At 63.9% G+C, this 13,013-nt stretch carries 11 protein-coding genes; 8 read left to right on the plus strand and 3 right to left on the minus strand.

The window, feature by feature from the left end; all coding sequences use genetic code 11:
• Nucleotides 1–33 precede the first annotated feature (33 nt).
• Genes ACQ4WS_RS12910 through ACQ4WS_RS12920 form a run of 3 tightly spaced genes read left to right on the plus strand, consistent with a single transcriptional unit; the run spans nucleotide 34 to nucleotide 5,263 of the window.
• The gene (locus ACQ4WS_RS12910; RefSeq protein ID WP_436476796.1) at nucleotides 34–615 is read left to right on the plus strand and encodes a DUF2760 domain-containing protein; all 582 of its coding nucleotides are present in this window, start codon (nucleotides 34–36) and stop codon (nucleotides 613–615) included.
• Complete coding sequence (locus ACQ4WS_RS12915) at nucleotides 612–2,483, plus strand: Hsp70 family protein (RefSeq protein WP_436476798.1); 1,872 nt, start codon at nucleotides 612–614, stop codon at nucleotides 2,481–2,483. The genes ACQ4WS_RS12910 and ACQ4WS_RS12915 overlap by 4 nt, the downstream gene beginning before the upstream one ends.
• A gap of 2 nt (nucleotides 2,484–2,485) precedes the next feature.
• Entirely contained in the window at nucleotides 2,486–5,263 is a 2,778-nt protein-coding gene (locus tag ACQ4WS_RS12920) for an Hsp70 family protein (protein ID WP_436476800.1), read from the plus strand.
• A 30-nt stretch (nucleotides 5,264–5,293) separates the two neighbouring features.
• Here the strand turns inward: ACQ4WS_RS12920 and ACQ4WS_RS12925 are convergent, their stop codons facing one another.
• A complete protein-coding gene (locus ACQ4WS_RS12925) occupies nucleotides 5,294–6,835 on the minus strand; it encodes a CHASE2 domain-containing protein (protein WP_436476802.1) in 1,542 nt (513 codons plus the stop codon).
• A gap of 460 nt (nucleotides 6,836–7,295) precedes the next feature.
• Nucleotides 7,296–7,862 (minus strand): YceI family protein, encoded by a 567-nt coding sequence (locus tag ACQ4WS_RS12930; protein ID WP_436476804.1) that lies wholly within the window; start codon nucleotides 7,860–7,862, stop codon nucleotides 7,296–7,298.
• Nucleotides 7,863–8,330: 468 nt separating this feature from the next.
• Here ACQ4WS_RS12930 and ACQ4WS_RS12935 point away from each other — a divergent pair, with 468 nt between their 5' ends.
• From ACQ4WS_RS12935 to ACQ4WS_RS12950, 4 genes are all read left to right on the plus strand, one after another.
• A complete protein-coding gene (locus ACQ4WS_RS12935; RefSeq protein ID WP_436476806.1) occupies nucleotides 8,331–8,789 on the plus strand; it encodes a YbaN family protein in 459 nt (152 codons plus the stop codon).
• A 324-nt stretch (nucleotides 8,790–9,113) separates the two neighbouring features.
• Nucleotides 9,114–9,923 (plus strand): methionine ABC transporter ATP-binding protein, encoded by an 810-nt coding sequence (locus ACQ4WS_RS12940; protein WP_436476808.1) that lies wholly within the window; start codon nucleotides 9,114–9,116, stop codon nucleotides 9,921–9,923.
• Nucleotides 9,916–10,590 (plus strand): methionine ABC transporter permease, encoded by a 675-nt coding sequence (locus tag ACQ4WS_RS12945; RefSeq protein WP_436476810.1) that lies wholly within the window; start codon nucleotides 9,916–9,918, stop codon nucleotides 10,588–10,590. The genes ACQ4WS_RS12940 and ACQ4WS_RS12945 overlap by 8 nt, the downstream gene beginning before the upstream one ends.
• Nucleotides 10,591–10,615: 25 nt before the next feature.
• Entirely contained in the window at nucleotides 10,616–11,443 is an 828-nt protein-coding gene (locus ACQ4WS_RS12950; protein WP_436476812.1) for a MetQ/NlpA family ABC transporter substrate-binding protein, read from the plus strand.
• A 91-nt stretch (nucleotides 11,444–11,534) separates the two neighbouring features.
• On the opposite strand, the gene ACQ4WS_RS12955 is transcribed toward ACQ4WS_RS12950, so the two are convergent.
• On the minus strand, nucleotides 11,535–12,152 hold the full coding sequence (locus tag ACQ4WS_RS12955; RefSeq protein ID WP_436476814.1) for an OmpW/AlkL family protein: 618 nt from the start codon (nucleotides 12,150–12,152) through the stop codon (nucleotides 11,535–11,537).
• A 362-nt stretch (nucleotides 12,153–12,514) separates the two neighbouring features.
• Between ACQ4WS_RS12955 and fur the strand changes: the two genes are divergently transcribed.
• Nucleotides 12,515–12,955, plus strand: a complete 441-nt coding sequence (fur, locus tag ACQ4WS_RS12960; RefSeq protein ID WP_131686278.1) for a ferric iron uptake transcriptional regulator — start codon at nucleotides 12,515–12,517, stop codon at nucleotides 12,953–12,955.
• Nucleotides 12,956–13,013 lie beyond the last annotated feature (58 nt).

Consider the following 13,013-nt stretch of genomic DNA (forward strand, 5'->3'; position numbering starts at 1 on the left):
ACGCCACCCTACAGATCAGAGAAACGAGTTCCTATGAGCACACCATCGTCCCACCCATCGTTCTGGCGCCGCGTCCCGCTGGCTTTCGGCGCCTTCTTCAGCACCCTGTCGGACGCCGCCTATGCGGCCCGCGTGGAAAAACTGTCCTTGCCCGAGGCTGCGCCCGTCACTCCCGTGGCTCCGGCGCCCGCCCCTGTGCCGACGCCAGCCGCCGCCCCCGTCATTTTGAAAGAAGCCACGCCGGACGCCGCCCTGCAATTGCTGGCCCTGCTGCAACGCGAGGCACGATTGATCGACTTCACCCAGGAAAATCTGGGCAGCCATGCCGATGCCGACATCGGCGCGGCCGCCCGCGTGGTGCATGAAGGCTGCGCCAAGGTCATGCGTGAATACTTCACCATCGAGGCCGTGCGCCAGGAAGCCGAGGGCAGCCGCATCGTCCTGCAGGAAGGTTTTGACAGCGCCCAGGTACGTCTGACGGGTAATGTGGTCGGCTCGGCGCCATTCACGGGCACCCTCAGCCACCGCGGCTGGCGCGCCTCCAGCGTGCGCCTGCCAAAACTGAGCGAGCAGCACGACGCCGCCATCCTGGCCCCGGCCGAGGTGGAACTGTGAACGATACCGTCAACCCTACCCCGCGCTACGCCATCGGCATCGACCTGGGCACCACCCACAGCGCCCTGTCGTATGTCAACCTGCTTGACAGCGACGGCGAAAAGTCCAGCCACGGCGTGCTGAAAGTGCCGCAACTGTCGGCGCCGGGCACGGTAGAAGAATTGTCACTGCTGCCATCGTTCGTCTACCTGCCGCACGCCGATGAAGTGGCGGCGGGCGACCTGGCCCTGCCCTGGGTCACCGAGGAAGCGGAAGCGCCGTTCGTCGTCGGCGAAATGGCCCGCAGCCGCGGCGCCACCACGCCCATCCGTTTGGTCTCCAGCGCGAAAAGCTGGTTGTGCCACCCGGGCGTGGACCGCCGCGCGGCGATTTTGCCGAACGACGCGCCGGCCGAAGTGGCGCGCATCTCGCCCATCACGGCCGCCACGCGCTACCTGACGCACTTGCGCCAGGCCTGGGACAACGCCCACCCGCAAGCGCCGTTCGCCGAGCAGGAAATCACCGTCACCATCCCCGCCTCGTTCGATCCGGCCGCGCGCGAGCTGACGATGGAAGCGGCGCAGGCGGCCGGCTACACCTCGCTCACCTTGCTGGAAGAGCCGCAAGCGGCCCTGTACAGCTGGATCCAGACCAGCGAGGGACGCTGGCGCAAGGAAGTCAAGCCGGGCGACATCATTTTAGTCGTCGACGTGGGCGGCGGCACCAGCGACTTTTCGCTGATCGCCGTGCTCGAACGCGACGGCGTGCTGGAACCGCACCGCGTGGCAGTCGGTGAACACATCCTGCTGGGCGGCGACAATATGGATCTGGCGCTGGCCCACCTGGTGGCGCGTAAGCTGGCCGCCAACGGCACCCAGCTGGACGCCTGGCAAATGCGCGCGCTCACGTATGGTTGCCGCAGCGCCAAGGAAAGCCTGCTGGCCGACAGCGGCATGGAAACGGCGCCCATCGTCGTGCCGAGCCGCGGCTCGAAACTGATTGGCGGCTCCATCCGCACGGAACTGACGCGCGCGGAAGTGTCCACCTTCATCCTCGACGGCTTCTTCCCGCAAGTGGAAGCGTCGAGCCGCCCCGCCGTGCGCACGCGCGCCGGCCTGACGCAACTGGGCTTGCCATATGCGCAGGATGCGGCCATCACGCGCCACCTGGCCGCGTTCCTGGGCCGGCAAGTGGCGGCGACGGCCGAACTGGAAGGCTTTGCGGGCCGCCAGGCGGACGGCGCCAGCTTCTTGCACCCGACGGCCGTGCTGTTCAACGGCGGCGTCTTCAAGTCGGATTTGCTGGTGCAGCGCATCATGGCCACCGTCAACGACTGGCTGTACATGGAAGGCGCGGAGCCGGCGCGCATGCTGGCCGGCGCCGACCTGGACCTGGCCGTCGCGCGCGGCGCAGCGTATTACAGCTACGTGCGGCGTGGCCACGGCGTGCGCATCCGCGGCGGCACGGCCAGCGCCTTTTATGTCGCCATCGAATCGGCCATGCCGGCCATCCCCGGCATGGAACCGCCGATCCAGGCCCTGTGCGTGGCGCCGTTCGGCATGGAAGAAGGCAGCGAACTGGAACTGCCAGGCCAACAATTCGGCCTGGTCGTGGGCGAACCCGTGCACTTCCGCTTCTTCGCCTCGTCCACGCGCCGCAACGACCAGATCGGCGACTTGCTCGACTTCTGGGGCCCCGATGAATTGCAGGAGCTGAGCGAAATCCAGGCTACTTTATCTGCCGAAGGACGGTCGGCCGGCGACGTGGTGCAAGTCAAACTGCACGCGCGCGTGACGGAAGCGGGCACCCTGGAGCTGCTGGCCGTTTCCCCTGATGGCGCCGAACGCTGGAAAGTGGAATTCGACGTGCGCGGCACGCCGCAGCCATAAGCATGCGCAGCGCTGTGGGCAAGCCGGCCTTCCTGGTCGGCATCGACCTGGGCACCACCAACACGGTGGTCGCGTATGCCGATGCGGCCAATGCCAGCGATACGCAGGCGGGCATACAGCTGTTCCCCATCGAGCAGCTGCTCGCTCCCGGCGAAGTGGGCGCACGCCCCCTGCTGCCCTCCTTGCGCTACCACCCTGCCGCCGGCGAGCTGGCGGCGGGCGACGTGCAGCTGCCCTGGTTGCGGCAGGATGCAGAACATGCCGTGCTGGGGGCGCTGGCGCGCCAGCTCGGTGCCCAGGTGCCGGGCCGGCTCATCACCAGCGCGAAGAGCTGGCTGTCGCATGCGAACGTGGACCGCCAAGCGCCCATCCTGCCGTGGGGCGCCGATGCCGACGTGGCCAAGGTGTCGCCCGTGGCGGCCAGCGCCAGCTACCTCGCGTATGTGCGCGCCGCGTGGAATCACCGCTTCCCGCATGCTCCCCTCGAAAACCAGGAACTGGTGCTGACCATCCCAGCTTCCTTCGACGAGGGTGCGCGCGCACTCACACTGGAGGCAGCTCGCATGGCCGGCTTGCCTACGCTACGATTGGTGGAAGAACCGCAGGCAGCCTTTTATGATTTCCTGCAGCGCCGGCGCGCCACCCTGCGCGCAGACCTGGCCAATACGCGCCGCATTTTAGTGTGCGACGTGGGCGGCGGCACCACCGATTTCAGCCTGATCGACGTGGCCTTCGATGACGACGGCGAACCCCAGCTCACGCGCAGCAGCGTGGGCAACCATTTGATACTCGGCGGCGACAATATGGATCTGGCGCTGGCCCACCTGGTGGAAACGCGCATGGCGGCAGGCGTCGAAGGCGGCATGAAGCTGTCCGCCGCGCGGCTGTCGCAGCTGATGGAGCGCTGCCGCGCCGCCAAGGAATTGCTGCTTTCCAGCGCAGCACCCGACAAGGCCAGCGTGACCCTGCTGGGCGCCGGCTCTCGTTTGATCGGTGGCAGCCGTTCCATCGACATCACGCGCGAGGAAGTGGCGGCCATGGTGGTCGACGGCTTCTTCCCAAAGGTGGAACTGGGCGAGGTGGCCAGGAAAAGCCGCGCCGGCATCGTCGAATTCGGCCTGCCGTATGCGCAGGACGCGGCCATCACGCGCCATCTGGCCAGTTTTTTGCAGCAGCATCAGGATGCACTGCCCGATACCTTGCTGCTGAATGGCGGTGTGTTCCGCGCCGATGCGCTGGCGCGCCGCCTGGCCGAGACGCTGGCGCAGTGGCGGGGTCAGGCCCTCACCATCCTGCATAACGATAATCCCGACGTGGCCGTGGCGCGTGGCGCCGTCGCCTACGCGCTGGCGCGACGCGGCCAGGCGCCGCGCATCGGCGGCGGCTCGCCGCGCAGCTATTTCCTCGTGCTGGGAGAAGCCGGCAAGGAGCACCGCGCCGTGTGCATCCTGCCCCGTGGCAGCGCCTCCGGCGAAGAAATTCGCCTCACGCAGCGGCTGTTCGCGCTGCGCCTGGGCCGGCCCGTGCGCTTCCACCTGGCCACGTCCCTCTTTGAGGCGGGCACGCCGCCGCAACTGGGCGAAATCGTCGACCTGAATGCCGGAGAATACTTGCGCCTGCCGCCGCTGGCCAGCGTGCTGCAAGCGGAAAGCGGCGACAAGCGCGACATCACCGTGCAACTGGCGACCGTCATGACCGAAGTGGGCACCCTGGAAGTGCATTGCGTGGCCGAAGCCGATGCCGGCCAGCGCTGGCTGCTGGAATTCCAGTTGCGCGCTGGTCAGGAAGAGCAAGGCGATGGCGAGGCTCAAGCCATCTCGCCACGCGTGAAAGAAGCGGTCGAGAAGATCGAGCGCATCTTCGGCGGCAAGGCGCAAAAGGTCGAAACCAAAGAAGTGCGCCAACTGCGCCAGCACCTGGAACGGGGGCTGGGCGGGCGCGAAAGCTGGGAAACGCCGCTGCTGCGCCAGCTGTTCGACGCCCTCTTGCAGCGCGCCCGTGGCCGGCGCCGCTCTGCCGAGCATGAACGGGTCTGGCTGAACCTGGCCGGCTACTGTTTGCGCCCCGGCTATGGCGACGCGCTCGACCCGTGGCGCATCGAGCAGCTGTGGGCCCTGTTCGACACGGGCATCCAGCATCACAAGGACAACCAGGTCTGCGCCGAATGGTGGACCCTGTGGCGCAGGGTCGCCGGCGGCTTGAGCACGCAGCAGCAATTGCGCCTGCTGGACGACTTTGCCTTCAACCTGCAAGCCGATGCGGCCCAGCGCGGCAGCCGCCCCGTCACCCTGGTCAACGGCAGCGACGACGACATGCTGCGCCTGGGCGCCTCGCTGGAGCGCATCCCCGGCGCCTACAAGGTGGAAGTGGGCGCCTGGCTGCTGAAACGCCTGCAAAAGGCCAGCAAGAAGGAAGAAGCCGCGGATACAAATACCCTGTGGGCACTGGCCAGAGTCGGCGCGCGCCAGCCCTTCCACGGCAGCGCGCATGAAGTCGTCGACAGCGCCACCGTGGCCGAATGGCTGCACGTGCTGCTGGCGCAGGACTGGAAAAAGACCGAACCGGCGGCGTTTGCCGCCACCCACCTGGCGCGCATGACGGGCGACCGCTCGCGCGACATCGCCGACGCGCTACGGGCTACCATCGTGGCGCGCCTGAAAGCCGTCGGCGCCCCGCCTCTGTGGCAGGCCATGGTCAGCGAAGTGACGCAGCTCGATGAAGCGGCTACCCGACGCATGCTGGGTGAGGCGCTGCCGCCTGGGTTGAAGCTGATAGGCTGATCGGCTACAAGCGCAGCCCGTCATCCCGCACTACACCAGCGCCACCACCAACACCACCACCGCCAGCGGCGCCTGCACCAGCACGATGCCGGGATGCGTGCGGCGCAGCTGGGCCCACACTGACAGGCCAGGCACTTCTTCGTGCGGATGGTGGGCTTCGTCGCGCAGCGACATCGCGTGCAGGAACATGCCGGCGATCAGGGGGCCGGGGTTGACCCACCAGCCCTGCTCGAGCAAGCCGCGCGACAGGTAGATGGCCAGCGCGCCGATGGCAAACGGCGAAGCCCACACCAGCACCAGCATCAGGCGGATGCCATAGAATTCCGCCAGGGTGCCCAGGCGGTGCGGGCGGCTGAAATCGTGATCCGCCATGCGCCGGTCGATGGCCAGTTCGGCCCGGCCATACAGGGTCCACAAGCCGCCGAACAGGCAGCCCAGCAACACGCCGATGGCGATATCGGCCACGAACACCGCATACTTGTTGACGTCGGCCGTGCCGATGCCCAGCGAGGTGTGGGCGGCCGCATGCAGGTGCAGGCTGGCCTGCTCGCCTTCGGCCGTCGTATAACGGTCGCGCACGTCATAGGTGCTGCCGATGTACACGACGCTCTTGCGCAGCGCCCCGGCATCCACGCCGGCCTGGCCATCGATCAGTTTGACGCGCATGCGCGTGGGGTTCAGGAATTGCGGCGCCACGGCAGTCGGGTGAAACGGCGCGGTAACGGCGTTCTGTTCCGCCGCATCCTTCGCGTCGCCGTGGATGACGGGCTCGAACGCCCAGCGCGCCAATTCCTTTTCGCTGCCCGTGCGCCGCGCCAGCTGGCACACGCGGCCGGCCAGCGCCAGCCCTTCCTTTTGCTGGGACAATGCGGCCGGCATGGGTTGCTTCTGCTCCTGCTCGTCGGCGCCATGCGCCAGCTCGAAGGCCACGGCCGCCAGCACGGGGCTTTTCAGCTCGATGCGCGTGACGGCGCCCATGCGTTCGCGGATCTGCGGGCTGGCAAAGTGGATGCCGGCGGCGCAGCGCGCGCGTATCCACGGCAGGTTCGCATTCCGGTCCGATTGTTCGGGCAGGATCAGCACCAGTTGTCGGCCATCGGCGGCCAGCCGGTCGAGCAGGCGGTCCAGCGGCCGCTCGCCCGCCTTGTGCTGTTCATACACGGCCGGCGCCAGGTCCAGGCCGATGGCCAGCACCTTGCTGCCGCGCGCGGCGGCGCTGGCGATCAATTGCTCCAGGCGTGAACGCTCCAGCGGTTCGCGCTCGTCGAAGACCTGTTCAAACGCCGGCTGGTCGATTTCGATGATGCCGGGCCGGTAGGCGGCGCCCGGGTCCTTGCCCCGGTCCAGCAGTTGCCCCTGTTCCGCGCTGGCGCGCAGCATCGCCGCATCGAGCCATTCGAGCACGTGAAAACCTTCCAGCGCCAGCATCAGCGCGGCGATCAGACTGGCGCCGATCACGTGGTGCAGCAAATGCGTGCCCGTCAGCTTGAAGGCAGAGCCTAGCTGGGTGACTGGCCACAGCAGGCGCCGCCAGAGCGGCGGGCGCGGTTGGTCTGGCTGGCTGGTTTCCACGGTGTGCTACCCTCGCGTGCAGTGCCTGAATGATCATTCAGACATCAATTAGTGACGAAAGGATAGTGTATTGCAGTTGTGCCCGTTCCGCCGCACGGCTGGCAGCCGATTTCGGCCTGGCCAGTTGCGGCACCTACTTTGCCACCAGGCCTGCACCGATGGTGGCCATCACGGATTTCGTCAGCGACCTGAGGCCAGGCTGGCCGCACAATCGGGCGCCTCGCGCCACGCCCCATCCACAGCGCCGACGGCGAATATGGACTGCAAGCCGGTGGCGTGCTGCAAAGCGGGATCACGGTATAAACAAAGGTGGCGCGCGCACCAAGCACCTGGCGTGATGGCAGGGGCAAGCAGATACAAAAAAGGCGGCGGACCGAAGTCCGCCGCCTTTTCACCTTGCCGCGAAACTGTGGCGTCAGAGCCGGTAGCTTGGACCGCAGCAGTTTATTACCGCAGCAGCTTATTGTTTGATCGCCTCGATGGCGAACGTCAGGGTGACATCATCGCTGACAGCTGGCGCATATTTGCCGGCGTTGAATTCCGAGCGCTTGATCTTGGCCGTGGCGTTGGCGCCGCAAGCGTCTTTCTTCAGCATCGGATGCGGTGCGCAATTGAATGAGGTGACGGTCAGGGTGACTGGCTTGGTCACGCCTTTCAGGGTCAGGTTGCCGTCCACGGACGCCAGCTTGTCGCCATCGAAATTGAACTTGGTCGATTTGTAGGTGGCGACCGGGAACTTGTCGGTTTCAAGGAAACCATCGCCCTGGATGTGCGAGTTGAACAGGGTCGAACCCGTATCGACGGACTTGGTGTCGATCAGCACTTCGACGGCACCCGTCTTGGCGGCGCGGTCCAGGGTGACCTTGCCGGTGGTGTTATTGAAACGGCTTTGCTGCGTCGAGAAGCCCATGTGGGTGTACTCGAAACGGGGGAAGGTATGGCTGCCATCGATGACATAGACTTCAGGTGCGGCAACGGCGGACAGCGAGAAGCCGGCGGCGGCGATAAAAGCGAGCAGTTTTTTCATGGTGGATTCCTGATAGGGAGTGGAGGATGTCAAAACCGCAAGCAGCTGCAGGCGGGAAGCGCTGCGGCTGATTGTCTGGCTTCAGTGGCAACAGATTATGCATGGCATGAAGATCGATGTAAAACGGAAAATATACCTAGTTAGCATCGATAAAATCGATAATAACAACGATAATGTCCACGACAGCGCCTTCTGCTGCCGATTATTGTCTGCATTGCCAAAAATATCCAGCGTTATCCGGCAGCGCAGCATGCGACAAATGAGAATGATTCTTGTTATTATTTTGTGGGATGGTTATCATTGCGGCCCTGGCGCGCATGCAGCGTCGCCTTGATTCCCCCATAATAGAGCAGAACCCCCGAGCAGAAAAAACATGACGGCCAACCGCCACGCTACGAGCACAGTGAACGCGCACCCCACCACCGCCCGCCCCTGCAGCCAGGGCTTGACCATCGGAGCCTTCGCCTGATGCCGGAGACGCACGCCCAGGCGCCATTGCGCGAAGCGCATGGTGTGCGCCTGCGCCGCTGGGCCTGGACCGCTGCCGGCGCCCTGATGGTGCTGCTGGGGATCATCGGCGCCATGCTGCCCGTCATGCCGACGACGATTTTCCTGATCCTCGCCCTGGCCTGCTTCAGCCGTGCCTCGCCGCGCCTCGAACACTGGCTGCTGCAGCATCCCCGTTTCGGCCCGCCGCTGCGCCAGTGGCGCGAACACCGCGCCGTTTCGCGGCGCGGCAAGGCCATGGCTTGCCTGGGCATGGCCATCGGCTTTGTCGCCATGTGCCTGGGCCAACCACCGTGGTGGGTCATCGCCATGGTGGGCGCCATGGAAATCGCCGTCCTCGTCTACCTGTTGCGGCGTCCCGAAGGCCCTGCCGCCAGCGGAGCAGAATCTGCCCGCGAAGAGGGCAAGGGCGGGCAGTAAACGGCCCTGCCTGTGTCGAAAAAACGGCAAGTTGGCCGAACTGCACATAAAAACACCGCGATGCCTGCCCAGGGCGCGTCGAACTTTTCACCAGGATCCGGCTCCGCCACGCCAGTCAACGCGATTAAATTCGGCAAGAACGCCACTTTCCCGCTTTTTCAACTTGCAAAAAGGCGCATAGACATTATTTGCATATTCAAAGCAAGATTCTGTCGTAGGAGTAATAACACGATCGGAGGTATACTACGCAACCGACGTAACAGGCTGGGCGATTTGGCCCCGGCAAGCAAGCCTGTCACGGTCCAATAAAAAAGGAAACACTGCATGACCACAACACACCGTACGCCGATGATTCGCATCGACGGCGCGAACAAGACCTTCGCGCTGCCCAAGGGCGAACAATTCCACGCGGTCAAATCGGTCACGCTGGATGTCTATCCCGGTGATATTTTCGGCCTGATCGGCAAGAGCGGCGCCGGCAAATCCACCTTGCTGCGCCTGATTAACCTGCTCGAGCGTCCCGACAGCGGCAGCATTACCGTGGCCGGGCGCGAATTGACACGCCTGGGCAAGAGCGAATTGCGCGACGCGCGCCAGAATATCGGCATGATTTTCCAGCAATTCAATTTGCTGCAAAACGCCAGCGTCTTCGACAACGTCGCCTTCCCCTTGAAAATCCATGGCACGACCAAGGGCGAGCAAATCGCCGCGCGCGTCGAGGAATGCCTGGCGCTGGTGGGCCTGTCCGACAAGCTGCACAGCTATCCGGCGCAATTGTCCGGCGGGCAGAAACAGCGCGTGGCGATTGCCCGCGCCCTGGCCAGCCACCCGGACGTGCTGCTGTGCGACGAGCCGACGTCCGCGCTGGACGCGGAAACCACGCGCGCCCTGCTCGACACCCTGCGCGATATCAATGCGCGTCTGGGGGTGACCATCGTCATCGTCAGCCATGAGCTATCGGTGCTGGGCGCCATCTGCAACCGCGTGGCCGTCGTGGAAAACGGCGCCATCGCCGAACAATTCGATTTGAGCGACACGGCCACTCCGCGCAAGACGGCGCTGGGACGCGAGCTGGCGTATTACGGCACCGAGGCGTTTGAAGCCACCGCATGGAAGGATGCAACACATGTTTGAAGAATCGATCAATAACGTCATCAAGCTGCTGCCGGAAATCTGGGTGGCGCTGGGCCAGACCATGACGATGCTGGGTATCGGTCTCACGGCCGCCATCCTGATCGGCGGCCCACTGGGTATTTTGCTGTTCCTCGTCTCGGAAGGCCAGTCGCTGGAAAACCGCCCCCTCTCAACGATCCTCGGCTGGCTGGTGAATACCGTGCGCAGCTTCCCGTTCATCATTTTGCTGGTCGCCCTGACGCCGTTGACGCGCATCATCGCCGGCACCTCGATCGGCCCGCTGGCAGCCGCCGTGCCGCTGTCGTTTGCCGCCATTCCCTACCTGGCGCGCCTGGTGGAACAGAACCTGCGCGAAGTGCCGCGCGGCGTGATCGAGGCGGCGCACGCCATGGGCGCGTCGGAAATGCAGATCATCTTCCGCGTGCTGCTGGTCGAAGCGCGCTCCGGCCTGGTGCTGGCCCTGACCGTGCTGTCGATCAGCTTCCTGTCGTATTCGGCCGTGGCCGGCGTGGTGGGCGGCGGCGGCATTGGCGACCTGGCCATCCGCTACGGCTACTACCGCTTCGAGACGGACATCATGGTCGCCACCGTGGCCATCCTGATCGTGCTGGTGCAAATCATCCAGTTCGCCGGCACGCGCATCGCCAAGCGCCTCGACAAACGTTAATTCATATTCAGAAACAAGGACTTACATGAACCACCTTCGCCGCAACCTGCTCCTGGCCGCTGCCAGCCTGGCCTTCGCCACCGCCGCCCACGCCAAGGACCCGAAAGAACTCGTCATCGGCACCAGCTCCGGCCCATACTCGGACCAGCTGAAGCTGGGCATCAAGCCCATCCTGGAAAAACAGGGCTACAAGGTCAGGATCGTCGAATTCAACGACTACGTGCAGCCGAACTATGCGCTGGCCGAAGGCTCGCTGGACGCCAACGTGTTCCAGCACATCGTCTACCTGACCAAGTTCGCCACCGATAACAAGCTGCCACTGAGCTCCCTCATCACCGTGCCAACCATGCCGATCGGCCTGTATGGCGGCAAGCAGAAGTCGCTGGCCGAAGTGAAGAACGGCGCCACCATCACCATGCCGAACGATCCGACCAACCAGGCGCGCGCGCTGGTGATGCTGGCCAAGATGGGCTGGATCAAACTGAAACCGAACGTCGACCCGCTGCGCGCTTCCGAGCGCGACGTGCTGGAAAACCCGAAGAAGCTGAAACTGGTGCCGCTGGAAGCGGCGCAACTGCCACGTTCGCTGGCGGACGCCGACTACGCCTTCGTTAATGGCAACTTCGCCCTGGCCGCCGGCATGAAGCTGACGTCGGCCCTCGCCGTGGAAAAGATCTCGGACAGCTACATCAACCTGGTGGCCATCCGTACGGCCGACAAGGCCAAGCCATGGGTGAAAGACCTGGAAGCGGCCTACCGCTCGCGCGCCTTCCTCGACGCGACGAACAAATACCTGGCCGGCTACGAAAAGACGGATTACCAGCTGGCGCTGGAAAAGACGCTGAAAAAATAAGGCGCAAGCAAAGCGCTGCACGCAAAAAGACGGCCAGGTTCACACTTGGCCGTCTTTTTTATTCTGCGCGCCACTCTGGCGCCATCACTGCTTAGAAGCGGTAGCCGACGCCTACGCCGATCAGGATAGGATCGACCTTGACTTCGCTGATCTTGGCGCCACCGGCCAGTACGTCGCTGCGGATCTGTACTTTCTTGATATCGAAGTTCAAGGACCAGTTTTTGTCCAGCTTGTAGTCGACGCCAGCTTGCAGCGAAAAGCCCCAGCTGTCATGCTCAAGGCGGCCGGCGCCGTTCAGCAATTTCACGTCCGAGATATTCGTATAGTTCACGCCGGCACCCACGTAAGGGCTGAGCTGTTTTTCAGGCATGAAGTGGTATTGCAGCGACAGGGTCGGCGGCAAATGCTTGAAGCTGCCGATCTTCGTGCCGGACAAGGTGACGTCATGCTTTTGCGGATACGTCAGGATCAGCTCGGCAGCGATATTCGGGGTGAAGAAGTACGAAATATCGATTTCAGGAATCGTCTTGCTGCTGACGTGAATCAGGTCGGATGCGCCGACGCCACCAACAGGAGCAGATTTGTTGGCCGGATCGATGTGCACGGCGCGCGCACGGACCAGCCATGGGCCTTCCTGTGCCATGGCGTTGCTGGCGAATGCGCCGATGGCGGCCAGGACGATTGCTGCTGCAGTTGCGGACGTTTTCATTATGTTTTCCTCTGTCGTTAAGTAACGCTGCGAAGTCTAAGAGTGCAGTGCAACAAAAACTTTGATCCACATCAAATAGTGCTGGATAGCATCACTAGAGGGATTTTTTCCTTTGCCCAGGTCAAGAAAATGCGGCGTTGCAGCGCGACCGCTTGCATTGCCCCCGTTTCTCCGGCGGCCAGCCCGCCGCGCCATGCGGACCCCAGTTGCCCGCCGCGCAATCGCCACTTGCGCCGATGTCACTGGTGTGCAGGCCAGCTAGCCAGCATAATATTTCCACTTCGCACATGAGAATGGTAATGATTATCATTTGCGATATAATATATTACCTCGCTACGCGATTACAAAAAGGAATGGGAGACATGGATATATTGAGGGAACTGCGGGAATCGGGCTTGAAAGTGACCATCCCCCGCTTGCGGATTCTGCAGCTGTTTCAAGAAGGCACGATCAAGCACCTGAGTGCGGACGATGTCTACAAACTCTTGCTGGCCGAAAAGATCGACGTGGGCCTGGCCACCATCTACCGCGTGCTGATGCAGTTTGCCGAAGCGGGCATTCTGTTTCGCCGGCATTTCGAATCGGGCCACGCCGTCTTCGAATTGAATGAAGGCCAGCACCACGACCACCTGGTCTGCACGGGCTGCGGCAAGGTCGATGAATTCGTCGATGAAGGCATCGAACTGCGCCAGAACGAGATCGCCGCCGAGCGGGGCTTCGTGCTGCATGAGCACGCGCTGTCGCTGTACGGCACCTGCGCCGAGTGCACGGCCAAAAAAGTCCCGCCGCGCAGAGCCTCGTGAGGCTGCGCGCAAGGTAGCACTTGGCAAGCCACTGCGCTACACTGCGTGCGCCGCAGCT

It is taken from the genome of Janthinobacterium leeuwenhoeki, from assembly GCF_051380795.1.
Classification (GTDB): domain Bacteria; phylum Pseudomonadota; class Gammaproteobacteria; order Burkholderiales; family Burkholderiaceae_D; genus Janthinobacterium.

Bases quoted from the DNA above. Each gene is read 5' to 3' on its own strand.
- ACQ4WS_RS12950 (WP_436476812.1), top strand. From the start codon at position 10,616: ATGAACCACCTTCGCCGCAACCTGCTCCTGGCCGCTGCCAGCCTGGCC.
- ACQ4WS_RS12935 (WP_436476806.1), top strand. From the start codon at position 8,331: ATGCCGGAGACGCACGCCCAGGCGCCATTGCGCGAAGCGCATGGTGTG.
- ACQ4WS_RS12910 (WP_436476796.1), top strand. From the start codon at position 34: ATGAGCACACCATCGTCCCACCCATCGTTCTGGCGCCGCGTCCCGCTG.
- fur (WP_131686278.1), top strand. From the start codon at position 12,515: ATGGATATATTGAGGGAACTGCGGGAATCGGGCTTGAAAGTGACCATC.
- ACQ4WS_RS12920 (WP_436476800.1), top strand. From the start codon at position 2,486: ATGCGCAGCGCTGTGGGCAAGCCGGCCTTCCTGGTCGGCATCGACCTG.
- ACQ4WS_RS12930 (WP_436476804.1), bottom strand. From the start codon at position 7,862: ATGAAAAAACTGCTCGCTTTTATCGCCGCCGCCGGCTTCTCGCTGTCC.
- ACQ4WS_RS12940 (WP_436476808.1), top strand. From the start codon at position 9,114: ATGACCACAACACACCGTACGCCGATGATTCGCATCGACGGCGCGAAC.
- ACQ4WS_RS12945 (WP_436476810.1), top strand. From the start codon at position 9,916: ATGTTTGAAGAATCGATCAATAACGTCATCAAGCTGCTGCCGGAAATC.
- ACQ4WS_RS12955 (WP_436476814.1), bottom strand. From the start codon at position 12,152: ATGAAAACGTCCGCAACTGCAGCAGCAATCGTCCTGGCCGCCATCGGC.